Here is a 25,315-nt window from a genome sequence, read left to right as displayed (position 1 = left end):
GACTCGATCGACGTGGCGACCGCTTCTGGCCCGCGGGCACAGTGCGTTCACACCGTCCTCACCGATCCGAACCCCGCTCGCCTCACCACAGGAGCGCCCATGCTGCCGTTGAACGATCTGACCGGCCCGAACGACATCGAGGAGAGCTACCGCTTCCACGCGGTCGAGATGTCCACCTCGCCCTGCTTCCAGGCCTGGGCCACGGGCGTCGCCGGCGATCCGGAGGTGCTCGAGGTGCTGCGTGGCCTCCCTGCGGGGAAGCGGCAGGCCAACCTCGTCTTCGCGGCCGCCCGCTGGCACGGTCTGCGGCCTGGGCCCTACGCGACCCTGCGGGATCTGCTGCTCGGCCCGCAGTGGCCTGCGGTGCGCGAGACGATCCTGGCGCGGCGTACGCAGACCAACGAGGTGGCCAGGCTGACCGCGCTGACCCCCGCCCTGGCGTCGCTCGGCGACGAGCCGCTCGCGCTCGTCGAGCTCGGGGCCAGCGCGGGTCTCTGTCTCTACCCGGATCGCTACGACTACGTCTGGGAGGGAGCGGGCGCACTGCGCGGGTCGGGCGGCCCGACCCTGCAGACCTCGGCGACCGGAGCGGTGCCGATCCCGGCCCGCCCGCCGCGCATCACCGCCCGCGTCGGGGTCGACCTCGACCCGCTCGACGTCACCGACGAGGACGACATGGCCTGGCTCCTCACCCTGATCTGGCCCGAGCACGCCGAGCGCCGCGACCGTCTGGCCGCGGCGATCGAGGTGACCCGGACCGACCCGCCGCGGCTTCTTGCCGGAGACATGCTCGACCGCTTCGACGAGGCGCTCGACATCGCCGCGGCCTCCGGCGGCGTGCCGGTGGTGCACCACAGCGCCGCCGTGGCCTATCTCGACGAACCCGACCGCCACCGGCTCGAGGAGCGGCTGCGTACGTCGGCCTCTGAAGGTCGCTGCCACTGGATCAGCCTCGAGGGAACCCGCGTGATCCCCTCGCTCGCGGCCACGGCGCCGAGCGTGCCGGACGCGGGTCATCGGCTGTGTCTGGCGGTCGACGGTCAGGCGGTCGGCTGGGTCCAGGGGCACGGTGCGGCGCTCAGCTGGATCTGACGCACCTGGATCCGACCGAGGACCTGTGAGGACGTGAGGCGGACCACAGGTCTTGGACCGATACAACTGGACAGACCTGGTGTCCACCTCGTGATCTGCCCTACCGTTACCGACCGGTAACCAGCACGGTGGGGTTCCGGTCGATGCCGGTCATGATTCGGTCACACGCTGATCGGCAGACCGGGATCCCGCCATGCTGGAGACTGAGAACACCGTTTAGCAGACGAAGGAGTCGAGGATGCTCATCGGAGTGACCCGAGAGTCGAAGCCTGGGGAGACCCGGGTGGCGGCAACGCCGGAGACGGTCAAGAAGCTGACCGGCCTGGGGTATGACGTCGTCATCGAGGGTGGGGCCGGCGAGGCATCCAGCTTCAAGGACGAGGCCTACACCGAGGCCGGTGCACGGCTCGGCAGCTCCGCCGACGCGTGGGGCGCCGACCTGGTCTTCCGGGTCAACGCACCCTCGGTCGGCGAGGTCGAGCAGCTGAAGAGCGGAGCGACCCTGGTCGCGCCGCTGGCGCCCGCGCAGAGCGACGAGCTCCTCGGCGCCCTGGCCGCGCGCAAGGTGGACGCCTTCGCGATGGACGCGGTGCCGCGTATCTCGCGCGCCCAGTCGATGGACATCCTCTCCAGCCAGGCCAACATCGCCGGCTACCGCGCCGTCGTCGAGGCCGCCCACCACTTCGGCCGCTTCTTCACCGGCCAGGTCACCGCCGCGGGCAAGGTGCCGCCGGCGAAGGTGCTCGTCGCCGGTGCCGGTGTCGCCGGCCTGGCCGCGATCGGCGCCGCGAGCTCGCTCGGCGCGATCGTGCGTGCCACCGACCCCCGCCCGGAGGTCGCCGACCAGGTCAAGTCGCTCGGCGGCGAATACCTCAAGGTCGAGGTCGAGGTCGAGAAGTCGACCGACGGCTACGCCAAGGCGACCTCGGAGGACTACGACAAGCGCGCCGCGGAGATCTACTCCGAGCAGGCCGAAGAGGTCGACATCATCGTCACGACCGCACTGATCCCGGGCCGTCCGGCGCCGAAGCTGATCACCGCCGCCGACGTGGCGAGCATGAAGCCCGGCTCGGTCATCGTCGACATGGCTGCCGCGATGGGCGGCAACGTCGAGGGCACCGTCAAGGACGAGGTCGTCACGACCCCCAACGGCGTCACGATCATCGGCTACACCGACCTCCCCGCGCGCCTGCCCGCGCAGTCGAGCCAGCTCTACGGCACCAACCTGGTCAACCTGATGAAGCTGGTCACGCCCGAGAAGGACGGCGTGCTCGCCCTCGATCTCGACGACCAGGTGCAGCGTGGCCTGACCGTCGTGCACGACGGCGACGTGCTCTGGCCGCCCCCGGCCGTACAGGTCTCGGCGGCCCCTGCCGCGGCGGCGCCCGCCGCCGAGGTCGTGGAGAAGGAGGAGAAGAAGCCGCTCTCCGCCGGTGCGAAGCTCGCGCTGGTCGGCGTCGGTGCGCTCGCGCTCTTCCTGCTCAACGCGGTCGCTCCGGCCGAGATCACCCAGCACTTCACCGTGCTGACGCTCTCCACGGTGATCGGCTTCTACGTGATCGGCCACGTCCACCACGCGCTGCACACGCCGCTCATGTCGGTGACCAACGCGATCTCCGGCATCGTCGTGGTCGGCGCCCTGCTTCAGCTCACGGTCGCTGACGACGTGGTCATGGTGCTCGCGGGCATCGCCACGCTGCTGGCGAGCATCAACATCTTCGGTGGCTTCGCCGTGACCCGCCGCATGCTCTCGATGTTCCGGAAGGCCTGATCATGGACATTCTCTCCATCTCCGGTGCGGCCTACCTCGTCGCCGCGCTCCTCTTCATCCTGTCGCTGGCAGGTCTGTCCAAGCACGAGACCGCCTCGCAGGGCTGGCTCTACGGAGTCTCCGGCATGGTGCTGGCGCTGGTCGCCACCGTCATCCAGGTGGCCGACGGTGCCACCTCGGTCGCCGTGATCGTGCTCGTCGCCGCGGTCGTCGTCGGTGCCGTGATCGGGCTCTGGCGAGCCAAGGTCGTCGAGATGACCGGCATGCCCGAGCTGATCGCGCTGCTGCACTCCTTCGTGGGTCTGGCCGCCGTGCTCATCGGCTGGAACGGCCACCTCGAAGCCGCCGCTGGCCACATTCACGGCGGCGCGATCCACTCGGCCGAGGTCTTCATCGGCGTCTTCATCGGTGCGGTGACGTTCACCGGCTCGATCGTCGCCTTCCTCAAGCTCTCCGCGCGGATCAAGTCGGCCCCGCTGATGCTGCCCGGCAAGAACTTCATCAACATCGGCGCCCTGGTCGTCTTCGTGGTCCTGACGGTCGTCTACGTCATCAACCCGACGCTGCCGCTGCTGATCGCGGTCACCGCCGTCGCGCTGGCTCTCGGCTGGCACCTGGTCGCCTCCATCGGCGGCGGCGACATGCCGGTCGTGGTCTCGATGCTCAACAGCTACTCCGGCTGGGCCGCTGCCGCCTCGGGCTTCCTGCTGGGCAACGACCTGCTGATCGTCACCGGTGCCCTGGTCGGCTCCTCGGGTGCGTACCTCTCCTACATCATGTGCCAGGCGATGAACCGCTCGTTCATCTCGGTCATCGCCGGTGGCTTCGGTGTCGAGGCCGGCCCGTCCGGTGACGTCGACTACGGCGAGCACCGCGAGATCAACGCCGAGGACACCGCCGAGCTGCTCGCCGGCGCCTCGTCCGTGGTCATCACCCCCGGCTACGGCATGGCCGTCGCCCAGGCGCAGTACCCGGTCGCCGAGCTCACCCGCATCCTGCGGGACAAGGGCGTCGACGTACGTTTCGGCATCCACCCGGTCGCGGGCCGTCTGCCGGGCCACATGAACGTGCTGCTGGCCGAGGCCAAGGTGCCCTACGACATCGTCCTCGAGATGGACGAGATCAACGACGACCTGGCCGAGACCGACGTCGTCCTGGTCATCGGCGCCAACGACACCGTCAACCCGGCCGCCGCCGAGGACCCGAGCTCGCCGATCGCCGGCATGCCCGTCCTGCGGGTCTGGGAGTCGAAGAACGTCGTCGTCTTCAAGCGGTCGATGGCCGCGGGCTACGCGGGTGTGCAGAACCCGCTCTTCTTCCGCGACAACTCCCAGATGCTCTTCGGTGACGCGAAGGCCAAGGTCGACGAGATCGTCGGCGCGCTCGCTCGAGTGCGTGCGTGATCCTGGGATTACTCACCTGACCAGCGGAAACGTGACGTACGTCTCCGCGTAGCGGATTCTGCTCGGCTCGGGCACGGCACACAGAATGAGTGTCGTGTCCGAGCCGATTGCAGACTCCCTCGAGTCGATCCGAGTCCCCCATACCCGGGTGGAGGACATGCTCGGCTACGTCACGAGCGTGGTCGTCACCTCACTGGGGCTCTACCTGATCAAGTCCGTCGGCGCGGTGACCGGCGGCACCGCCGGGCTCAGCCTGCTGGTGTCCTACTGGACCGGGCTGCCGTTCGAGGTGCTGTTCGTGCTGGTGAACCTGCCGTTCTTCGCCCTCTCGCTCTCCAAGAAGGGCATGGGGTTCACCGTCAGGTCGCTGATCTGCGTCGTCGCGACCTCGGCCCTGACCCGGGTGCACCACGACCTGCTCGACATCAAGGATCTCGACACGGTCTACGGCGTGCTCGCCGGCAACCTGCTGGTCGGGCTCGGGCTGCTGGTCATCTTCCGCCACGGCGCCTCGATGGGCGGGTTCAACGTGCTCGCGCTGATCCTCCAGGAGCGCCTGAACCTGCGCGCCGGCTACGTGCAGATGGGCCTCGACGTCAGCGTCATCCTGCTCGCCCTGCTCGCCGTCTCCCCGCTCACCGTGCTGCTCTCGGCCACCGGCGCGGTGGTCCTCAACATCTTCCTGGCCTTCAACCACCGGCCGGGCCGCTACCTCGCCTGAGACGAGGGTCAGCGGTAGAGGCGTACGGACGTCTTGTCGTTGACGTAGATCCCGTCCTTCGCCGTGCTGACGCGCACGTCCTCGGGGTAGTAGTCGTCGGCCATCGAGTCGACATCTGTGAGATCGAGGGTCCAGGCGGCGTCGTCGCTGTCCCAGGCGCGGTAGCCGATCGTGGAGCCGTCGACAGTGTAGGCGCCCTCGTCGAGGGCTTGGGCGACGTGGTCGTGGTCCGTGTCGATCACCGCGCCGTCGGCATCGAAGAGAGTGCCCGAGGACTCGTGGAAGTTGACCGGCCGGCCGTCGAGCGAGATCACGTCCATGGTGAGGTAGGCACCGCTCGTGGCGAGGTCGATGTCGCCGACCTTCCCCTCGGGTCCGAAGATCGGGAACGGCCCCGACAGCGGCTTCTTCTCGCCGGTCTCCTCGTCGTACTCCGAGGTCGGCACGACCACAAAACGGTCGTCCGCGGCCCGGAGGACCTCGCCACCGGTCGACTCGGACCAGAGCTTCTCGCCGCTCTCCGGCGCGTACGCCAGGAGTGAACCGGAGTCGACGAGGAGCATCTCGTCGGAGGAGTAGAGCTGGGTCCGGCCGTACTCGTCGAGGCCGCTGTCGTAGCTCGCGGGCAGTGTCGTGCGCCACGCCTCCTTGCCGTCGAGGCCGTAGCGGACGACGTCGTCCCCGTCGAGGGCGTAGATCGCTGAGGTGCTCAGCGTGAAGTCGCTGCCCGGGATCGTCCAGCTCTCCTCGTCCGTCTTCGGGTCGAGCCTGGTCATGCCGTCGTCGTCGGAGACGAGATAGCTGCCGTCCTCCTCGATGGAGTAGAGATCGACGCCCTCCGGGGCCTCCCAGGTCGCCTCGCCGTCGAAGTCGAAGAGGATGGTGCCGCTGTCGCTGGTGGATCCGCTGCTGCTCGCCTGTGCGACATACCAGCTGGCCTCGATCAGCTGCTCCTTCTCGTGGACGATGACGATGTTGTACGGGTGCTTCTCGTCCCGCCACTCCTCCTTGCCGTTCTTGTCGAGGGCGACGATGCCGTCGGCCTCGCCGCTGAGGCTGACCAGGGACCCGCCGTTCGGAAGGTCCTGGGCGTACGCCACCTCCTGGTCCGAGCTCCACGACCAGACCTGCTTCGGCTCCGAGGTCACCGGCGCGAAGCCGGTGGCGTCACCGTCGCCTCGCAGCTCGGTGTAGACGAGGTAGCCCGCCACGGCGAGGATCAGGGCGAGGACCAGACCGCCGACCACCCAGGCGGTGGTGTGATCCGGTCGTGCGGCAGGAGAAGGGCTCGCTGGGTGCATGTAGACATGATTGCCACTGTTTGCGTCCGTTAGGACAACATCACGTTGCATTGCACTTATATGACCCAGATGGTCACCGCGCGTCGTGGTGGCGTCGATGGTGCAGAGTGGACGTATGACTGCTGCGAAGCGCGCGCCCCAGCCCGGAGCCGAGGATCTCACCGAGCACCTGCGCGACCGGTGGTCGGTGAGCGTCTTCGACCAGGAGCACGAGCTCGCCGACTCCGAGATCAGGCTGCTGCTCGAGGCGGCGCGGTGGGCACCCAGCGCAGGCAACAGCCAGCCGTGGTCGTTCCTGGTGCTGCCTCGTGGCTCGGCCGGCCACGAGACGTTCGCGAGCCACCTCTCCCGTGGCAACTCCGGCTGGGTGCCGAGGGCGTCGGCCGTGTTCGTCGCGATCGCCCAGGTCGGAGTGGGGCCCGACGGCGACGGCCTGACCTACTCGGACTACGCCTATTACGACCTCGGTCAGGCGGCCGCGCACCTGACCGTCCAGGCCGCCTCGCTCGGGCTGTCATCCCATCAGTTCGCCGGGTTCGACCACGACGCGGTGGCAGCGGCCTTCGGCGTACCGGACTGGTGGCGGGTCATGATCGGGATCGCGGTCGGGCGCCACGGCGACCCCGCGCAGGTCGATCCGCGCGACGCCGAGCGCGAGGAGCGCGATCGCGTCCGGCGTCCGCTCGAGGAGACGGCCTTCACCGACAAGTGGGGCACGCCCTGGTCATGATCGGCTCGTCGTGATCCGCCAGACGTACGGCCCGGGCCCGTCGGAAGAGCCCGAAAAGGTTCTACCCGGCGGGGCATCGGTCTAAGGTTCCCCAGTGAAGAGTGGCAAGGGCGCGGGGCGTCTCCGGCGCGCAGCAGCAGGGCTGTTCGTGCTGGTGCTGACGGGTGGCGGGCTCGTGATGGCGGCGGCGCCAGTCGCCGCGGCGCCCAACGACGGTGTCGCCGAGTCGTCGCGCACTCGCTACGTGCTCGACGAGTCGGCCGGCGTGGTCAAGGTGAAGGCCGAGATCACGGTCACCAACCAGCAGCCGAGCTCGGGGTCGACCTACTACTTCCTGACCGGTCATTCGATCCCGATCCCCGCCGACGCGAAGAGGCTCGAGGCGACCAGCAACGGCGCCGAGCTCGACGCGACCACCGAGCGGGTCAAGGGCACCGGCATCGACGTCGCCACGGTGTCGTTCGCCAACCTCTACTACGGCAAGTCGCGCACCATCACCTGGACCTACGAGCTGCAGGGCGCCCCGATCCGGGCGAAGACGAACAACATCCGGATCGGCAAGGGCTACGCCGTCTTCCCCGTGCTCGGTGTCGGTGACGACCACTCGGTGACGGTCGAGGTCGTGCTGCCGTCGTCGATGGACTTCTCCAGCTCGGCGCCGGGGTTCAAGGCGAAGAAGTCCAAAGGCAAGAAGACCACGTGGAAGGCGACCGGAGGGTTCCTGGAGGGCGGCGTCTCCGCGCGTGACCCGAAGGTCTACGACGAGGAGAAGATGGCCGTCGGCGACACCCAGGTCTCGCTGCAGAGCTTCCCGGGAGACCGCGACTGGCTCGACTTCGCCGAGAAGGAGGTCACCAAGGGCCTTCCCGCGCTCGAGAAGCTGATCGGGAAGTCGTGGCCCGGCGGCCTCGACACGATCCGCGAAGACGTCTCCTCCGAGGCGCTCGGCTACGCCTGGTTCGACGAGAACGCCAAGGAGATCGTCGTCTCCGAAGACCTCGACGCGGCGATCCTCTACCACGAGATGACCCACGCCTGGATCAACCCGAAGACCGTCTCCGGTCGCTGGCTCAGCGAGGGCCTGACCGAGGTGGTCGCCCAGCGGGCGACCAAGGTGACCGGGTCCACCGGGCAGAGCTATCCCAAGGTCAAGCGCGGCAGCGAGGACGCCTTCGCCCTGCTGAGCTGGGACGCTGCCGGACGCGACGTCACCGCGGAGGTCGACGCCTACGGCTACCCCGCGGCCTACACCGCCGTCTTCAAGATGGTCGCCGGACTCTCCGACAAGGAGTTCACCGCCGTCGTCAACGCCGCCTACGAGGGCCGCACCGTCTACGACCGCCCCGGCGACGACGTGCTCCAGGGCACCACCGACTGGCACACCTTCCTCGACCTCGTGCAGCGCTACGACACCGACGCGTCACCGGAGAAGGCCCTGCGCACCTGGGTGCTCACGCCCAAGGCCGAGAAGGAGCTCGCGCGCAGGGCCGAGGCGCGCAAGTCGTACGCCGCGGTCGACCGCGCCGACGGCGACTGGGTGCCGCCCGAGGGGCTGCGCAAGGCGATGGCCTCGTGGAGGTTCGACGACGCGGCGACCGTCACCGGTCTGATCGAGGACGCGGGCGCCGGCGCCACCGAGCTCCAGGCGGCGGCGAAGAAGGCCGGCCTGCCGGCCTCCGCGGCGGCCAAGGAGGCCTACGAGGGCGCCGACATCGCCGACGAGTATGCGTCGCTGGCGACCTGGCTGCCCCAGGCCGCGCAGGTCACCGAGGAGGTCGGTGAGGCCACCTCGAATGTCGACGGCACCCAGAACCCCGTCACCGAGCTCGGCGAGCTGGTGCTGCTCCTCGACGTCGGCGCCGGCAGCGCCCGCGCCGACCTGGACGCCGGGCATCTCGAGGACGCCTCCGCCACCGCTGCCCGGGTGCAGGACCGGGCCGGGTGGGCGTTCGGCACGGGGCTGTTCGTGCTGATGCTGCTCGCCGGTGCGGCGTACGCCGGGTTCCGGGTGCTCCGGAGCCCGTGGGGGCAGCAGCGGGTCGCCGAGGAGCGGCAGCGGATGGCCGACCGGAAGACCTTCCGCGCACAGGTCGAGCAGACGAAGCGGGCCGGGGCGCCGTGGGACCGGGCCGCGCCGCCGGGACCGCCCGCGCCGCCACCGGGACCGCCGCCGCAGCCGCGGCCGCAGGACCCGCGGTCAGTCGGTGGCGAGCTCTTCGGCGTACAACGCCGCCCCGACCGCCCCCGCGGTGTTGAGCAGCTTCGCCGGGATGATCTCCGTGTCCAGCTCGAGAAGCGGGAGGAACTCCGACGCTTCCTTCGAGACACCCCCGCCGACGAGGAATAGGTCGGGCGAGAAGAGCATCTCCAGGTGGCGGTAGTACTTCTGCAGCCGCTTGGCCCAGTGCTTCCAGGAGAGGTCGTCGCGCTTGCGGGCGATGTTGGAGGCCCGCGACTCGGCGTCGTGGCCGTCGAGCTCGAGGTGGCCGAGCTCGGAGTTGGGCACGAGCACGCCGTCGTTGAGCAGGGCCGTGCCGATGCCGGTGCCCAGGGTCGTCATGATCACCAGCCCGCGCCGCCCCTTCGCGGCGCCGTAACGCACCTCGGCCAGGCCGGCCGCGTCGGCGTCGTTGACCACGTGCACGTCGCGCCCGGTGGCCTCGGTGAAGACGGCGTCGGCGTCGGTGCCGATCCACGACTTGTCGATGTTGGCGGCCGAGTGCACCACGCCGTGGCGTACGACTCCGGGCACCGTCACCCCGACCTTCCCGTCGTAGTCGGGGAACTGCGCGAGCAGGTCGACGAAGATCTCCGCGATCGCTGTCGGGGTGGATCTCTCCGGGGTCGAGATGCGTGCGCGTTCCTCGGCGAACTCGCCGGTTGCGAGGTCGATCGGGGCACCCTTGATGCCCGTGCCGCCGAAGTCGATGCCGAAGGGCAGGCTCGTCGTCATGCCTCCATCCTTGCGCACTCGCTCGGCGCGACGGCACCACTTCGTACCGATTTATCTGGGACGAGTGTCTTTACAACGTGCGATGTGACGCGCCACACTTGACATATCGACTCGATCTGTCAAAGGGGTAACGATGGAGATCGCGAACAGCACGGTGCCGGAGGGTTCGACCGAACGGTGGCGCGACAAGAAGCGTTCGCTGTGGCTGCTGGGCCTGGTGGTGCCGATCCTCGGGTTCATCGCGATCGGCGGCTGGCACCTCACCGACATCGGCGTCTTCCTGTGGACGGGCCCGATCATCATCCTGGTCGTCGTGCCGCTGATCGACCTGTTCACCGGGCTCGACAAGTCCAACCCGCCCGAGGACATGATCGAGGCGCTGGAGAACGACAGGTACTACCGCTGGATCGTCTACTCCTACCTCCCGCTGCAGTACACGGTCTTCATCGCCGGCATGGCCGTCGTCGCCAACGGCGCGCTCGACGGCCACACCATGGGCATCGTCGACCGGGTCGGGCTGGCGATCTCGGTCGGCTGCATCGGCGGGATCGGCATCAACACCGCGCACGAGCTCGGCCACAAGCGTGAGGACGTCGAGCGGTGGCTGTCCAAGATCGCGCTCGCGCAGAGCTTCTACGGTCACTTCTACATCGAGCACAACCGTGGCCACCACGTGCGCGTCGCGACGCCGGAGGACCCCGCCTCGGCCAAGCTCGGCGAGTCGTTCTACGCGTTCTGGCCGCGCACGGTCTCCGGGTCGCTGCGCAGCGCGTGGCGCCTGGAGAAGAAGAGGTACGCCCGCCACGACAAGCATCCCTTCCGCATCGGCAACGACGTCTTCAACGCCTGGCTGATGTCGGCGGTGCTGTGGGGCGCGATGATCGTCTGGCTCGGGCCGAGCGTGATCCCGTTCCTGCTGATCCAGGCCGTGGTCGGCTTCTCGCTGCTCGAGGTGATCAACTACATGGAGCACTACGGGATGCTGCGGCAGAAGCGCGGTCGCCGCTACGAGCGGGTCGACCCGAGCCACTCCTGGAACTCCAACAACATCGCGACCAACGTGCTGCTCTACCACCTGCAGCGCCACAGCGACCACCACGCCCACCCGGTGCGCCGCTATCAGACCCTGCGCGACTACCAGGAGTCGCCGGTGCTGCCGACCGGCTACGCCGGGATGATCCTGCTCGCCGTGGTGCCGCCGGTCTGGCGCCGGGTGATGGACCCGCGCGTGCTGGCGCACTTCGACGGAGACCTCTCCCGGGCCAACATCCTCCCGCGCAAGCGGGAGCGGATCCTGGCGAAGTATCCGCCGCCGGTCTCCGACCGGCCCGAGCTGGGCGACGACACTGTCGCGCAGGTCTCCTCGGTGGAGGTGCTCGCCGCCCGCTGCCCGGGCTGTGGCTACACCTACCGTGTCGAGGAGGGCAACGAGGCCGAGGGGTTCGCCGCCGGGACGGCATGGGCCGACGTACCCGACGACTGGTGCTGCCCCGACTGCGGTGTGCGCGAGAAGGTCGACTTCGTGCCGCTGGCCCAGGACTCGGTCTCCTAGCGGGCGGCCCGATGCGGGTGCGCGATGACGTCGCAGACCCCTAGACTTTACCGTCATGGCGGCCGGCGCACCTGATACCACTCGTCAGCGGATCTTGAACGCTGCCGTCGAGATGACCACCGAGGCGGGGTGGGCGAGCGTGACGATGTCGCGCATCGCCGAGCGGTGCGGCATCAGCCGGCAGACCGTCTACAACGACATCGGCGCCAAGCCGGCGCTGGCGAAGGCGCTGATCCTGCGCGAGCTGGAGCAGTTCCTCGCGGTGGTGAGTGCGGCCTTCGACCAGGAGGACGACTTCGTCGCGGCGATCCGCGAGGCGACGTACGGCGTGCTCGACCGCGCCCAGGACAACAAGCTGTTGCACGCGGTGGTCTCCGCCACCCACGGTGCCGACACCGAGCTGCTGCCGTTCCTCTCCAGCCACAGCGAGGGGCTGCTGGGCCACTCGACAGAGATCATCCACAAGCACATCACCAGGTTCGACCACGGCCTGACCCAGCCTCAGGCCGACGCGGCGATCGAGATGATGGTGCGCGTCGTGCTCAGCCATGTCATGCAGCCCACCAGGTCGCCCGACGAGACGGCCGACGACATGGCGTGGTTGATGTCGCGGATCCTGGCCGTCTGAGCCCGCGGTATGGAACGGGGCTACTGGTGAGTTGGGTGGTGACCAGGCCTCGCCTAACCTTCCTGCGGGGAGGTATCGGGATGAGAAAGGTCTCACTGAAGGTGGCCGCGGCGGTCGTGCCGCTGCTGGCGGTGACCCTGAGCGCCTGCGCGGGCGAGCCGTCGAAGCCGGGCTCCGCGAGCAGCAGCCCGAGCCGGAGCGCCGACGGCGGTGGTGAGGCGCCGCAGGAGTCACCCGTCGCCGACCCGTCGCACGCCGTCGACATGCCAGGCAAGCGCAAGGGCACGCTCCACTCCACCGACCTGCTGATCCTCTCCGAAGACACCTTGCCCGCCGCCGACGTCAAGAAGATCGGCGGGCTCGACGGCGTCTCCGGGGTCGAGCAGATCTCGATGGCCCAGGTCAGCGTCGAGGGGCGGCTGCTGAAGGTGGTCGCCGTCGACCCGTCGACCTACCGCAACTTCGCACCCTTCCAGAGCGCCGACTCCGACGAGGTGTGGGAGCGCATCGCCGGCGGCGAGGTCGCGATCGACCCCGAGCGTCAGGACGAGATCCCGGCCGACAAGAAGGGGTTCGTCACCCTGGGCTCCAGCAAGGACGCCACCTCGGTCCACGTCGGCGCCTACGCGCCCCAGCCGCCGGGCCTCGCCTCGGCCGTCGTCAACGACAAGTGGGGCAAGGAGATGGGCATGGAGAAGGGCAACGCGCTCCTCGTCTCCACCGCGGCCATCGCCCCCAACCGGGTCGTCAAGCCGATCCAGAAGATCGTCGGCTCCGAGGCGTCCGTGCAGCGCCTCGACGTCGTCGCGCGCGCCGGCCTAGACCCCAACGCGCCGCAGCAGGCCAACGTCGTCGGCACCGTCGCCGAGGCCGTCGGCAACTACACCTACCGGGCCAACGGCGACGGCACCATCACCCCCGCCTCGAGCTGGGTGAGCTCCCATATCGTGACTGCCCAGGTGCCGATCCTCGGCTCGGTGACCTGCAACAAGGTGATGATCCCGCAGCTGCGCGCGGCGCTCCAGGAGGTCGTCGACCGTGGCCTCGCCAAGACGATCGACCCGAAGCAGTACGCCGGCTGCTACTACCCCCGCTTCATCGCCAACAGCACCCAGCTCTCCAACCACGCCTTCGGCACCGCCCTCGACATGAACACCGCCGGCAACCAGCGCGGCACCGTCGGCGAGATGGACCGCACCGTCGTCGCCATCTTCGAGCGCTGGGGCTTCACCTGGGGCGGCAACTGGAAGTGGACCGACCCCATGCACTTCGAGATGAACCGCATCGTCAAACCCGGCTGATCCGGGTGCAGCTGCACGTTTCATGCATTTGCGGGGAAGTGGTGGACCGGGGCGGTCTGTGGGCGTCAGGACCCCGCACATGCGTGATTCCGTGCAGGTCTATGTCTGGAGGTCGCACCGGTACCACGTGCCTGACTTGCCGCCGAGGTCGGCCGGGCGGGCAGGTCCTACCGGGACGAAACCGGACCTGACCAGCACTTTCTGGGACGCCACGTTGTCCTGGGAAGTGGCCGCGCGCAATGTGCGAAGACCGTGTGTCGCTCTCGCCATGCGGCACAGCTTCCGGACGTTCTCGGTCGCGACGCCGCGGCCGGCGACCCGTTCCGCGACCCGGTAGCCGAGTCTGGCGGTGCCGTCCTCCAGGTCGTACAGGTTGAACCTGCCGAGCACCGAACCGTCTTCGTCGACGAGCAGGTAGAAGGCGCAGATGCCGGCCTCCTGCTCGGCCAGCGCGGCGTTGTAGCGGTCGGTGAATCGGTCGAAGAAGTCGTCGCCACGGTCGGAGATCGAAGCAGCGAAGTAGGTGCGGTCAGCCCGTTCGAAGGCCAGGACCGCCGAGGCATGGTCGACATGCATCCGCTTCAGCTCGGGCATCGCCCGACCTTAGACGGGGGCGCACGCTGAGGTCACCAGAGTTTCCGCCGGCAGCAGGCCACTTACCGTCCACAGGCTCGCTTCGAACCTCAGATATCCACTGGCTGCCCGTTTGAGCGCGACGTCGTGGCGCGAGGCGCACAAGGTAGCTGTATGACTGAGGATCCGGATTCCGTCCCGTTCGATCCGACACGGCCGTTCACCCGAGCGGCGGCCGCTGCGCGGGGGAACATCAGGGACCTGCGTACGCCTTCCTACCAGCGCTTGTTGCACGGCATCTACGTCGCCGCGCCGGTCGAGACGACGCCGGCTCTCATCGCCGAGGCGGCGTTGCTGCCGTTCGGCGAGAAGGCGTGGGCGAGTCACGCGACCGCCGCGAGGGTGCTGGGCCTGCCGATCCCACCGCTTCCGGGCGAGCACGTGACCGTTGTCGAGCGGCGCCGGCGCCGCAGTCGCAGGGAGGTGGCCTGCCACCTGACCAAGAAAGGCTGGGTCAAGGAAGTGTCAGGTGTGCGAGTCTCCGCACCGCAGCAGGTCTTCGTCGAGCTGGCCACGCAGCTCACGCTGGTCGACCTGGTGATCGTCGGCGACCACCTGGTGCGCAAGGGGCTCGTCGATCTGGAGACACTGCGGAAGTTCTGCGCCGACGCCTCCGGCCCCGGTGCCGCGCTCGCGCGTACGGCTGCGGGCTACGTCCGCAACGGTGTGGACTCGCCGATGGAGACCCGTCTTCGGCTGCTGATCGTCCTGGCCGGACTTCCCGAGCCCGAGGTCAACCTGCTGGTGGGCGACGAGATCGAGCGGCGAAAGTACGACCTCTCCTACCGCAGGTCCAGAACGATCCTCGAGTACGACGGCCGCCAGCACGTCGAGCGCGTCGAGCAGTGGGAGGCGGACCTCGAGCGGCGTGAAGCGATCGACGACGACCAGTGGCGCATCATGGTCTTCGTAGCGAAGGACATCTACAAGTCACCTGGCAGGACCCTGGAGCGGATCCACCGAGCTCTGCGGCTTCGCGGCGAGCCCGGCGTACCGTCGACGCTCTCCGACGCCTGGCGCGCCCACTTTCCCGGCTGGTCATGACCTGAGGGCAAGAACCGTGCACGTGCAGTGATCTCGCGCAGGATCCTGCCCAATGTGGTGCAACTTCGCCGCACGTGCGGGGTTGTTGTGAGGCCTCTTGGGGCCCCGCCTCTACGCTGGGGCACGTGACGATCCTTGATGACGCCCGCCCGGGCATGGACGACAGCATCCGGCCTCAGGACGACCTGTTCGGGTTCGTCAACGGCACCTGGCTCCGGGAGGTGGAGATTCCGTCCGACCGGTCGAGCTGGGGGCCGTTCGTGATGCTGGCCGACAAGGCCGAGCAGCAGGTGCGCGCGATCATCGAGGAGCTCGCGTCCTCGGGTGGGGCGCCGGGCAGCGACGCCCAGAAGATCGGCGACCTCTTCGCGAGCTTCATGGACGTCGAGGGGGTCAAGGCCCGCGGCGTACGCCCTCTTGACGGGCTGCGGGCGGCGGTCGACGGGCTCCGCGACACCGACGACCTGGCGGCCTTCCTCGGCGAGATCGAGCGGATCGGTGGCCATGGGCTGTTCGGTGGTTACATCGACAACGACGACAAGCAGTCCGACCGCTACATCTTCAACCTGCTCCAGGGCGGGCTCGGGCTGCCTGACAAGGACTACTACTTCGACGAGAAGTTCGCCGAGGTGCTGGGCAAGTACGCCGACTACCTGACCAAGCTCTACGAGCTCGCCGAGCACCCCGACCCGCGCGCGGCCGCCGAGACTGTCATCCGGATCGACACCCGCCTGGCCGAGGGCCACTGGGCGCGCGAGGAGACCCGCGACAAGCAGAAGACCTACAACCTGCTGAGCCTCGCCGAGCTGCGCGAGCTGGCCCCCAACTTCGACTGGGACGCCTACGTACGCAACCTGTCCGGCTCCAAGCTGGCCACCGAGGCCGTGCTCGGTGAGGTGGTCGTGCGGCAGCCGTCGTTCTTCACGCACCTCTCCACGGTGCTGGGCGAGGTCGACATCGACGACTGGAAGCTGTGGCTCTACTTCCACGTCCTGCGCTGGGCGGCGCCCTACCTGACCGACGACTTCGTCGAGACCAACTTCGACTTCTACGGCCGCACCCTCAACGGCACCCCCGAGCTGCGCGAACGCTGGAAGCGTGGTGTCTCGATCGTGGAGGGCGCGATCGGTGAGGCCGTCGGCAAGGAGTACGCCGCGCGCCACTTCCCGCCCGAGGCGAAAGCGGAGATGGTCGACCTGGTCCGCAACCTCCTGGAGGCCTACCGCAAGTCGATCTCCGAGCTCGACTGGATGGGTGAGGAGACCAAGGAGCGGGCCTACGAGAAGCTCGACAAGTTCACGCCGAAGATCGGCTACCCCGACGAGTGGCGTGACTACTCGGCGTTGCAGATCAGCAAGGACGACCTGATCGGCAACGTCTCGGCAGCCTCGATCTTCGAGACCGACCGGCAGCTCGACAAGCTCGGTGGACCGGTCGACCGCGACGAGTGGTTCATGCTGCCGCAGACGGTCAACGCCTACTACAACCCGGGCACCAACGAGATCTGCTTCCCGGCCGGCATCCTGCAGCGCCCGTTCTTCGCGCTCGACGCCCACCCGGCGGAGAACTACGGCGGCATCGGCGCCGTGATCGGCCACGAGGTCGGTCACGGGTTCGACGACCAGGGTGCGCAGTTCGACGGCGACGGCAACATGCACGACTGGTGGACGCCGCAGGACAAGGCGGCCTTCGAGGTGAAGACGAAGGCGCTGATCGAGCAGTACTCCCAGCTGTCTCCGCGCGACCTGCCGGGCGAGCTCGTCAACGGCGCGCTGACCGTCGGCGAGAACATCGGCGACCTGGGCGGCCTGACGATCGCCCACACCGCCTACATGCTCGCGACCGGCGGTTCGGCCGGGGTCGGCGACCGGCAGCGGCTCTTCCTCAACTGGGCCTACGTGTGGCGTACGGTGCGGCGCAAGGAGCAGGCGCAGCAGTTCCTCACGATCGACCCGCACAGCCCGCCGGAGTTCCGCGCCAACATCGCGCGCAACCTCGACGAGTTCCACGAGGTTTTCGGCACGGCTCCGGGTGACGGACTCTGGCTCGATCAGGAGGATCGCGTGCGCATCTGGTGACATACCCGGGGGCGCGTTTGGTTAATCTTTGATAACGGCGTAACGGAGTTACGCGGGATGCGCGCTTCATAGACCTGCAATGCAGGAAATTGTTCCCTCGCAGATGCGATTCCGGTGGAAGGATCCCGTCCAATCCCGGTCCCCACATCTCGAGGAGAAACCCCCATGCGCAGATTCGTCCGAGTGGCAGGGGCGACCACCGCCGCCGCCGTTGCTGGAACCGCTTTCTTGACCGCTTTCGGGAACCCTGCTGGAGCAGCGTCGCCGGAGAGCATCACGCCGACGTCCCTCTCCGCGCAGAAGGTCGTCAAGGACAAGTCGATCGCCGAGAAGGCCGTCAGCGCATTGACGAGCAAGCCGTCGACGTGGAAGGTCGGCGCCGACCAGGAGCTGGAGCCGGTCGTCACGCTCAAGGACGCCAACGGCGCCACGCACGTCCGGATGAACCGGACGTACAAGGGCCTCGAGGTCGTCGGCGGCGACCTGGTCTCCCACCAGAGCAAGGCCGGCAACGTCACCTCGGTCTCGCAGGGTCTGAGCAAGATGCTCGACCTCTCGGTGAAGCCGGCCGTCACCAACACCGCGGCCACCCAGGCCGCGCTGGTGGTCGACAAGGTCACCGACACGATCTCCGACCTGAAGGCCGACAAGCGCAAGGCCGCCGAGCTCGTCATCGACGCCACCGACGCCACCCCGGCGCTGACCTGGCGCGTCCACACGACCGGCGTCCAGGCCGACGGCACCCCCTCGAGGCTGTCGACCTACGTCGACGCCGCCACCGGCAAGGTGCTGCGCCGCGTCGAGGGCATCCACACGATCGACGGTGAGGGCCAGACCCTCTACTCGGGCACGGTCCCGCTGCAGGTGACGCAGAACGGATCGTCGTACGAGCTGCGCGACGAGACCCGTGGCGGCACCTACACGACCGACATGAACAACGCCGAGGACAGCGTGCTGTGCACGATCCTGAGCGTCGGGTGCATGGCGGGCGACGTGGTCACCAGCCCGACCACCACCTTCGGCAACGGCACCAACGACGACCGGGCGACCGCCGCTGCCGACGCGCAGTTCGGCACCAACGTCACCTGGGACTACTACAAGAACGTCCACGGCCGCGACGGCATCTTCGGTGACGGCTCGGGCTCCTACAACCGCGTCCACTACGGCAACGACTACGTCAACGCCTTCTGGGACGGCGAGAAGATGACGTACGGCGATGGTGACGGTGTCGGCTACGGCCCGCTCGTCTCGCTCGACGTCGCTGGCCACGAGATGACCCACGGCGTCACCGAGCACACCTCGGGCCTGGAGTACTCCGGTGAGTCCGGTGGCCTCAACGAGTCGACCTCGGACATCTTCGGCACGTCGGTCGAGTTCTACGCCGACAACTCCGAGGACCCGGGCGACTACCTGATCGGTGAGGCGTTCATCCTCGACGGCGGCGACCCGCTGCGCCGGATGGACAACCCGTCCTTCGACGGCAACTCGGTCAACTGCTGGGACTCCTCGACCGGTGACCTCGACGTCCACTACTCCAGCGGCGTCGGCAACCACTTCTTCTACCTGCTCTCCGAGGGCTCGGGTTCGAAGACGATCGGTGGCGTCGAGCACAACAGCACCACCTGCGACGACTCCACCATCGAGGGCATCGGTCGTGACAAGGCCGAGCAGATCTGGTTCCGGGCCAACTCCACCTACTTCACCTCGACCACCGACTACGCCGGTGCTCGTGACGCGACGGTGCAGGCGGCCTCCGACCTCTACGGTGCCTCCAGCCCCGAGGTCACGGCCGTCGAGGCGGCGTGGTCCGCGGTCTCGGTGGGCTGACCATCCAGGCATAACTGAACACCCCCACCCGGCGGCGCCCTCACCCACAGTGAGGGCGTCGTCGGTCGTATCTGGTAACTAAAGTACGAATTCGCGCGTGTGGTTATGCGCGCATGGTCGTTGGACGCATACTGGTGAGGTCGAGCCGGTTCTGCGGGTCCCCGTGGGGGAGGACCAACAGCGCCGGCTCGGCACCTTTTATCTCGTGCCCTCCGGTGCTCGTCGCACCCACGACCGGCAGCTGCTCGAGGATCTCTCCGACTGGCCGCGGCTGGGGCTGGGCAATCCTGTGGGTGGTGCCTGATAGACCTGTGGGCATGACTGATCCGGCTGTCGACGTACGTTCTCGTGCCGAGGCGCATCTGCGCGCTCTGGTGGGGCGCTCGGATGCGGCTCTGCGCGAGGACCAGTGGTCGGCGATCTCGGCTCTGGCCGTGGATCGTCGTCGGGCGCTGGTCGTGCAGAAGACCGGGTGGGGCAAGTCGGCGGTCTACTTCGTGGCGACGCTGCTGCTGCGTGAGGCGGGGCTCGGGCCGACGGTGATCGTCTCGCCGCTGCTCGCGCTGATGCGCAACCAGATCGCGGCCGCGCAGCGGGCCGGCATCCGCGCGGTCACGATCAACTCGACCAACCCCGAAGACTGGGCGGCGACAGAGGAAGCCATCCATGCAGGTCAGGTGGACGTTCTGCTGGTCTCCCCGGAGCGGCTCAACAACCCGAAGTTCCGCGACGCGGTGCTGCCGCGGCTCGCCGCCGAGTGCGGTCTGCTGGTCGTCGACGAGGCCCACTGCATCTCCGACTGGGGTCACGACTTCCGGCCCGACTATCGCCGCATCCGTACGCTGCTGGCCGATCTGCCTGCGGGCATCCCGGTGCTCGCGACGACCGCCACCGCCAACGAGCGGGTCACCGCCGACGTCGCCGAGCAGATGGGCGAGGGGGTTCTGGTGCTGCGCGGCTCCTTGGACCGGGAGTCGTTGCGGCTCGGTGTGGTCTCGCTGAAGACGCCCGAGCAGCGGCTCGCCTGGCTCTCCGACCACCTCTCCGAGCAGCCCGGATCGGGCATCGTCTACTGCCTCACCGTGGCCGCCACCGAGGAGATCGCCGACTATCTGCGCTCGCGCGGGCACGACGTGGCCGCTTACTCCGGGCGCACGGAGGCAGCCGAACGGTCCGACCTCGAGGAGTCGCTGGCCGCGGGGAAGATCAAGGCGCTGGTGGCGACCTCGGCGCTCGGCATGGGCTTCGACGCGACGCTCGGGTTCGTGGTCAACATGGGGGCGCCGTCGTCGCCGGTCTCCTACTACCAGCAGGTCGGCCGCGCCGGCCGTGGCACCTCGGACGCGTCCGTGGTGCTGCTCCCCGGCATCGAGGACCGCGACATCTGGGCCTACTTCGCCTCCTTGGCCTTCCCCCGCGAGGAGCAGGTGCGGCAGACCCTCGACGTGCTCGCCTCCTCCGACCGACCGCTGTCCACGCAGGCGCTGGAGACCTACGTCGACCTGTCTCGTTCACGCCTGGAGCAGATGCTCAAGGTGCTCGATGTCGACGGTGCCGCGCGCCGCGTCGGCGGCGGCTGGGAGTCGACCGGGGTGCCCTGGGTCTACGACGCGGAGCGTTATGCGCGGGTCGCCGAGGCCCGGCGCCGCGAGCAGGAGGCCATGCTCGCCTACCTCGCGACCACCGAGTGCCGGATGCGGTTCCTGCGCGAGCAGCTCGACGACCCGGGTGCCGTCGACTGCGGTCGGTGCGACAACTGTGGTGGCTTCGAGGTGACGTCGTCGGTCTCGGAGGTCGCGGTCGAGGAGGCGTCGGCGCGGCTCTCGCGGCCCGGCGTACTCGTCGAGCCGAAGAAGATGTGGCCGACCGGCCTCGATCGGCTCGGCATCGACCTCAAGGGCAAGATCAAGTCCGGCCCGTTCGAGGGGCGCGGGGTCGCGCGGCTCACCGACCTCGGCTACGGCCAGGCGCTGCGTGAGCTCTTCCGAGAACCGCCTCAGGACGGCCCGGTCCCGGTGCCGCTGGTGAAGGCGGTCGTCGAGGTGCTGGGCGACTGGCGCCCGCAGGTGAACGGGATCGTCTACGTCGAGTCGGCGACCCGGCCCACGCTGACCAGCGACTTCGCCGAGGGCCTCTCCCGCTATCTCCGCATCCCCGTCCTCGGCTCCTGGGCGATCGTCGACCCCGACGTCGGCCCCGGCCAGGGTGCCTCCAACTCCGCTCAGCGGGTGGCGTCGATCGGACGCCGTTTCGCCCTCCACGCAGACCTTCCGGCCGGCGCCGACGTGCTCCTCATCGACGACCGCGTCGCCACCGGCTGGACCATCACCCTCGCCGCCCGCGCCCTCCTCGACGCCGGCGCCGCCGCCGTCCACCCCCTCGTCCTCGCCACCACCACCTGAATTCCTCCCCGTCGAGAAGTCATTCCTGCAGGTCGAGGGGTCACGTACGTCCCGCGAGAGGTCACTCCTGCAGACCCAGAGGTCACCCCGGTGCCCACTCGACCTGCAGAACTGACCCTTCGACCTGCAGACGTGACTCCTCGACCTGCACGAGTGACTTCTCGGCGGGAAGGGGTCAGTGTTCGGCGGGGCGGACGATGCCGTGGTCGTAGGCGAAGACGATGGCGGCGGCGCGGTCGCGGAGGTCGAGCTTGGCGAAGATGCGGCCGATGTGGGACTTCACGGTGAGCTCGGAGATGACCAGGCGTTCGGCGATCTCGGAGTTGGTCCAGCCGGAGGCGAGGCCGCGGAGCACCTCGAGCTCACGGTCGGTGAGCTCGGAGACCTCGGGGTGGGTCGGCAACGGGCCGGCGGACGAGCGATAGGTGGCGAGCACCCGGCCGGTGATGGCGGGGTCGAGCCAGGCGTCGCCGAGCGCGACGGAGCGTACGGCCATGACGAGCTCCTCGGCGGGCGAGTCCTTGAGGATGAAGCCGGCCGCGCCGGCACGTAGGGCGCCCGAGACGAGCTCGTCCTCGTCGAACGTGGTGAGCACCAGCACCGGGGGCGCCGAGGGCAGCGCCCGCAGCAGACCGGTCGCGGTGATCCCGTCGACCTCCCGCATCCGCAGATCCATGACCACGACGTCGGCGGGGTGTGCCTCGAGCGCCGCCACGACCTCGGAGCCGTCGCCGCACTCGGCGACGATCTCCAGCCCGTCGCGCCGTCGGAGGATGCGCCGCAGGCCGCTGCGTACGAGCTCTTGGTCGTCGACCACGATCACCCGGATCGTGGAGGCTGCGTTGCTCGTGACGGGGTTGACCGAGGTCATGCGAGAGCCTTGCGTACGAGGCAGTGCGGTGGGATCACCAGGTCAACCTTCCACATCGAGCCGTCGGTGTCGTCGGCGCCGGCGGAGAGACGGCCGCGGAGCTGCTCGGCGCGGGCGGCCATGCCGGCCAGCCCGGACCCCTCGCCGGCGCTCCGACGCGGTCCGACGAGCGGGTTCCGCACGCTGAGGCGTACGCCTTCGTCGACCGCCAGCGAGACCGAGACCGGTGCCCCGGGTGCGTGCCGGATGGCGTTGGCGAGCGACTCCTGCAGGATCCGGTAGACACCCAGACCGATGCTGGTGTCGACCTCGGAGAGATCTCCCGTGGTCGAGAACGTGATCGACTGCCCCGCGCTGCGACCCTCTTCCACGAGCCGGATGACATCGGTGGCGGTGGGCAGCGGTGAGGTTCCGGACCCCGAAGCGGAGAGCACGCCGATCGTACGCCGGATCTCAGCCATCGCACGGCGGCCGACGGTCTCGGCCTCGGTGAGCGCGGCAACGGTCTCGTCCGGGTCGTCGCCTTCGGCGACGGAGCGCCGCGCGGCGGTCAGGTGGAGTAGTGTGATCGACAGCGAGTGTCCGACCAGGTCGTGGATCTCGCGCGCGATCCGGGTGCGCTCGGCCTCGGTGGCCCGCGAGTGCTCCTGCTCCCGCGCGAGCCGTTCGGCACGCAGCGCGCGCATCTGGGCGAGGATCAGCAGTCCGAGGATCCAGGCCACGACGAGCAGCAGCAGGTGCATGCCGATGCCGCTCGGTGAGTCCGCGGCGAACCCCCACATCACCAGCGTCGAGACGATCGCATAGAAGGTGCCGGTGCGGAATCCTTCCCGCACGACCATCTCGAGGGTGAGCGGCACGAGCACTCCCGGCGCGAAGTCGTGCTGACCCCAGAACGCCGTCGCCGGCTCCGACATCAGCCAGGCCGACCCGATCAGCGTCGGCACCAGGTCGATCACCCACATGTGGTACTTGAGCCATTCGCTGTCGTTGGGGATGAAGAACATGCTCACCGACGGGACGACGACGAGCATCCCGGCGAGCACGTACGGCCCGGCCGCCTCCCGCTGCAGCACCGCGACGACCACCACCGCGGCGATCCCGGCGGCCGACAGCAGCGGCGCCCACCAGGGAATGTCGAGGTCCTTGCTGCGTACGCGTCCGTCCATGTAGTCACGCACACCGCGCGCCAGGCTCAGGACACTCATGCTCCTCAGTCTAGGAAGGCGTGATCGGGGTCGCATCCGACCGTGGCAGGCGGGTGCGTTCCTACCAGGGTAGGAACGCGGGTGCCTGCCAGCGTCCGATGTGCGCGGCTGCCGTGAGGCCTAGCGTCGTTCTCACCCAGCAAAGGATGGTGATCACAATGACGTGGACCCAGACCCATGAGCGCTTCCGGCTGCTGAACGAGGCCGAGGCCGAGCTGCGTGCCGGCCTCCCCCGGCGTCTGCCTTGGACGCCTGCGCACGCCGATGCCTTCGGCACTCCCGAGCGCCTCGCCCAGGCTCTCCGCCACCGCTGGCGGATCCGTTTCCAGGCACAGCTCGACCCGGAGCTGTCCCCGGAGGACTACGAGAAGGCCTTCGCCGATCTGACCTCCGAGCTGGCTCCGCTGATGGACTGGATCGACGCTCACGCCTTCGATCAGGCCGTCGATCACGGCGACGAGGAGCTGGCCGATGTCTCGGCGTGAGGCGGCAGTGCTCGAGAAGCCGCGGTCGTACGCTCGCTGGGCTCTCTCCCAGGGCCTCAACCGTGCCGTGCTGAGCGGCATGTCGAGGCGCGGTGACCCGCTGGCCGAGATGATGTGGTCGCGCGAGGAGCCCGACTACGCCCGTCTGCGGGAGCGTGGCCCGATCCACGTCAACCCCTTCATGGCGGGCACGGTCTCCTACACGGTCGCCAACGAGATCCTGCGCAGCAGCGACTTCGGCGTCGGCGACGGCCAGGGCGAGCTGCCCATCGCGCTGCGGTGGCTTCTCGGCAAGGTGAGTGCGCCCGACGCCCTGGGGCCGGTCGACCCGCCGTCGCTGCTCGCGGTCGACCCGCCGCTGCACACGCGCTATCGCAAGCAGGTCTCGAAGGCGTTCACCGCCCGGCGGATCGGCTCGATGGCCGAGATGGTCACCGCGGTGGCCGGCGACCTCCTCGATGATCGCGATCCGCGCAGGGGGCCGGTCGACATCATCGAGGGGTATGCCGCGAGGCTCCCGATCGCCGTGATCGCCGAGCTGCTGGGCGTGCCGGAGTCGGACCGGGCCGACGTCCTGCGTTGGGGCGACCAGGCCGCCGCCATCCTCGACCCCGGCCTCTCCTGGCGTGACTACTCGCAGGTCGAGTCGGGGATGAGATCGCTCCACGAGTGGTTCGAGGGCCACGTACGCCACCTCCGCTCGGCACCCGGCGACGACCTCCTCAGCGATCTGGTGATCGCCGGTGACCTCGACGACCGTGAGCTCCACGCCCTCGGCCTGCTGCTGTTGGCGGCCGGCTTCGAGACCACCGTCAATCTGATCGGCAACGCCGTCGCCGCCCTGGACGCCCACCCGTCTCAACGTGCGCTGTTCCTCGATGACCCGTCGCTCGCCGACGGCGTCGTCGAGGAGACCCTGCGCTGGGCCCCGCCGGTCCTGGCGACCGTCCGGCAGGCCTACGTCGCCACCCGCGTAGCCGGCGCGGACGTCGCTCGAGGCACCGCCGTCGCCGTGCTCCTGGGCGGAGCCAACCGCGACCCGTCGGTCTTCACCGACCCCGATGCGTACGACATCACCCGCCCCAACGCCGACCAGCACCTCTCCTTCTCCGCCGGCGCCCACTTCTGCCTCGGCGCCAGCCTCGCCCGCCTCGAAGCCCGCGTCGGCCTCCGCCTCCTCTACGAGCGCTACCCCACCCTCCGCGTCTCCGGCCCAGGCCTACGCCGCCCCACCCGCATCCTCCGCGGCTACGCCTCTCTGCCGGTCACGGTGTGAGAGGTGGTCGTTGGGCGGCCCGGTGCCAACCCCTTGTCC

20 protein-coding genes are annotated in these 25,315 nt (G+C 68.9%); 15 read left to right on the top strand and 5 right to left on the bottom strand.

Annotation, left to right across the window (positions count from 1 at the left end):
- The first annotated feature begins 99 nt into the window (after nucleotides 1-99).
- From FB381_RS00485 to FB381_RS00470, 4 genes are all read left to right on the top strand, one after another.
- On the top strand, nucleotides 100-1,092 hold the full coding sequence (locus FB381_RS00485; RefSeq protein ID WP_141778473.1) for a DUF2332 domain-containing protein: 993 nt from the start codon (nucleotides 100-102) through the stop codon (nucleotides 1,090-1,092).
- Nucleotides 1,093-1,330: 238 nt separating this feature from the next.
- Complete coding sequence (locus FB381_RS00480) at nucleotides 1,331-2,863, top strand: Re/Si-specific NAD(P)(+) transhydrogenase subunit alpha (protein ID WP_141778472.1); 1,533 nt, start codon at nucleotides 1,331-1,333, stop codon at nucleotides 2,861-2,863.
- Nucleotides 2,864-2,865: 2 nt separating this feature from the next.
- Nucleotides 2,866-4,266 carry a Re/Si-specific NAD(P)(+) transhydrogenase subunit beta gene (gene pntB / locus FB381_RS00475; protein ID WP_141778471.1) on the top strand — a complete coding sequence of 467 codons (1,401 nt, stop codon included), beginning with the start codon at nucleotides 2,866-2,868 and terminating at the stop codon, nucleotides 4,264-4,266.
- Nucleotides 4,267-4,351: 85 nt separating this feature from the next.
- Nucleotides 4,352-4,987 (top strand): YitT family protein, encoded by a 636-nt coding sequence (locus FB381_RS00470; RefSeq protein WP_141778470.1) that lies wholly within the window; start codon nucleotides 4,352-4,354, stop codon nucleotides 4,985-4,987.
- An 8-nt stretch (nucleotides 4,988-4,995) separates the two neighbouring features.
- On the opposite strand, the gene FB381_RS00465 is transcribed toward FB381_RS00470, so the two are convergent.
- Nucleotides 4,996-6,288, bottom strand: coding sequence for an outer membrane protein assembly factor BamB family protein (locus tag FB381_RS00465; RefSeq protein WP_170225014.1), 1,293 nt, complete (start codon nucleotides 6,286-6,288; stop codon nucleotides 4,996-4,998).
- A 115-nt stretch (nucleotides 6,289-6,403) separates the two neighbouring features.
- Here FB381_RS00465 and FB381_RS00460 point away from each other — a divergent pair, with 115 nt between their 5' ends.
- The gene (locus FB381_RS00460) at nucleotides 6,404-7,018 is read left to right on the top strand and encodes a nitroreductase family protein (protein WP_141778468.1); all 615 of its coding nucleotides are present in this window, start codon (nucleotides 6,404-6,406) and stop codon (nucleotides 7,016-7,018) included.
- 2,197 nt (nucleotides 7,019-9,215) lie between these two features.
- Here FB381_RS00460 and ppgK read toward each other — a convergent pair.
- Nucleotides 9,216-9,971: a polyphosphate--glucose phosphotransferase gene (gene ppgK, locus FB381_RS00455; RefSeq protein ID WP_141778467.1), complete on the bottom strand. Its 756-nt coding sequence runs from the start codon at nucleotides 9,969-9,971 to the stop codon at nucleotides 9,216-9,218.
- 133 nt (nucleotides 9,972-10,104) lie between these two features.
- Here ppgK and FB381_RS00450 point away from each other — a divergent pair, with 133 nt between their 5' ends.
- The 3 genes from FB381_RS00450 to FB381_RS00440 all read left to right on the top strand — a co-directional run bounded on the left by FB381_RS00450 (nucleotide 10,105) and on the right by FB381_RS00440 (nucleotide 13,452).
- A complete protein-coding gene (locus FB381_RS00450) occupies nucleotides 10,105-11,523 on the top strand; it encodes a fatty acid desaturase (protein WP_141778466.1) in 1,419 nt (472 codons plus the stop codon).
- A gap of 55 nt (nucleotides 11,524-11,578) precedes the next feature.
- The gene (locus FB381_RS00445; RefSeq protein ID WP_141778465.1) at nucleotides 11,579-12,151 is read left to right on the top strand and encodes a TetR/AcrR family transcriptional regulator; all 573 of its coding nucleotides are present in this window, start codon (nucleotides 11,579-11,581) and stop codon (nucleotides 12,149-12,151) included.
- An 80-nt stretch (nucleotides 12,152-12,231) separates the two neighbouring features.
- The gene (locus FB381_RS00440) at nucleotides 12,232-13,452 is read left to right on the top strand and encodes a M15 family metallopeptidase (protein ID WP_141778464.1); all 1,221 of its coding nucleotides are present in this window, start codon (nucleotides 12,232-12,234) and stop codon (nucleotides 13,450-13,452) included.
- A gap of 99 nt (nucleotides 13,453-13,551) precedes the next feature.
- Here the strand turns inward: FB381_RS00440 and FB381_RS00435 are convergent, their stop codons facing one another.
- Nucleotides 13,552-14,046 (bottom strand): GNAT family N-acetyltransferase, encoded by a 495-nt coding sequence (locus tag FB381_RS00435; protein WP_141778463.1) that lies wholly within the window; start codon nucleotides 14,044-14,046, stop codon nucleotides 13,552-13,554.
- A gap of 153 nt (nucleotides 14,047-14,199) precedes the next feature.
- Here FB381_RS00435 and FB381_RS00430 point away from each other — a divergent pair, with 153 nt between their 5' ends.
- The 5 genes from FB381_RS00430 to FB381_RS00415 all read left to right on the top strand — a co-directional run bounded on the left by FB381_RS00430 (nucleotide 14,200) and on the right by FB381_RS00415 (nucleotide 21,436).
- Nucleotides 14,200-15,129, top strand: coding sequence for a DUF559 domain-containing protein (locus FB381_RS00430; protein ID WP_141778462.1), 930 nt, complete (start codon nucleotides 14,200-14,202; stop codon nucleotides 15,127-15,129).
- 125 nt (nucleotides 15,130-15,254) lie between these two features.
- Nucleotides 15,255-17,207, top strand: a complete 1,953-nt coding sequence (locus tag FB381_RS00425; protein ID WP_141778461.1) for a M13 family metallopeptidase — start codon at nucleotides 15,255-15,257, stop codon at nucleotides 17,205-17,207.
- A gap of 165 nt (nucleotides 17,208-17,372) precedes the next feature.
- Complete coding sequence (locus tag FB381_RS00420) at nucleotides 17,373-19,034, top strand: M4 family metallopeptidase (protein ID WP_141778460.1); 1,662 nt, start codon at nucleotides 17,373-17,375, stop codon at nucleotides 19,032-19,034.
- A 163-nt stretch (nucleotides 19,035-19,197) separates the two neighbouring features.
- Complete coding sequence (locus tag FB381_RS23760; protein ID WP_170225013.1) at nucleotides 19,198-19,338, top strand: hypothetical protein; 141 nt, start codon at nucleotides 19,198-19,200, stop codon at nucleotides 19,336-19,338.
- 13 nt (nucleotides 19,339-19,351) lie between these two features.
- Nucleotides 19,352-21,436, top strand: a complete 2,085-nt coding sequence (locus FB381_RS00415) for a RecQ family ATP-dependent DNA helicase (RefSeq protein WP_141778459.1) — start codon at nucleotides 19,352-19,354, stop codon at nucleotides 21,434-21,436.
- Between the two features lie 175 nt (nucleotides 21,437-21,611).
- Here FB381_RS00415 and FB381_RS00410 read toward each other — a convergent pair whose 3' ends face one another.
- Complete coding sequence (locus tag FB381_RS00410; protein ID WP_141778458.1) at nucleotides 21,612-22,307, bottom strand: response regulator transcription factor; 696 nt, start codon at nucleotides 22,305-22,307, stop codon at nucleotides 21,612-21,614.
- Nucleotides 22,304-23,515, bottom strand: coding sequence for a sensor histidine kinase (locus tag FB381_RS00405; RefSeq protein ID WP_170225012.1), 1,212 nt, complete (start codon nucleotides 23,513-23,515; stop codon nucleotides 22,304-22,306). Before FB381_RS00405 ends, FB381_RS00410 begins: the two co-directional genes overlap by 4 nt.
- 158 nt (nucleotides 23,516-23,673) lie before the next feature.
- Between FB381_RS00405 and FB381_RS00400 the strand changes: the two genes are divergently transcribed.
- Complete coding sequence (locus FB381_RS00400) at nucleotides 23,674-24,000, top strand: hypothetical protein (protein WP_141778456.1); 327 nt, start codon at nucleotides 23,674-23,676, stop codon at nucleotides 23,998-24,000.
- Nucleotides 23,987-25,276, top strand: a complete 1,290-nt coding sequence (locus FB381_RS00395) for a cytochrome P450 (RefSeq protein ID WP_141778455.1) — start codon at nucleotides 23,987-23,989, stop codon at nucleotides 25,274-25,276. Before FB381_RS00400 ends, FB381_RS00395 begins: the two co-directional genes overlap by 14 nt.
- The last annotated feature ends 39 nt before the right edge of the window (nucleotides 25,277-25,315 follow it).

This window comes from Nocardioides albertanoniae (assembly GCF_006716315.1).
GTDB classification, from domain to species: Bacteria; Actinomycetota; Actinomycetes; order Propionibacteriales; family Nocardioidaceae; genus Nocardioides; species Nocardioides albertanoniae.
The sequence above is the reverse complement of the archived record's forward strand: the minus strand, read 5'-3'. Positions and strand labels throughout refer to the sequence as shown.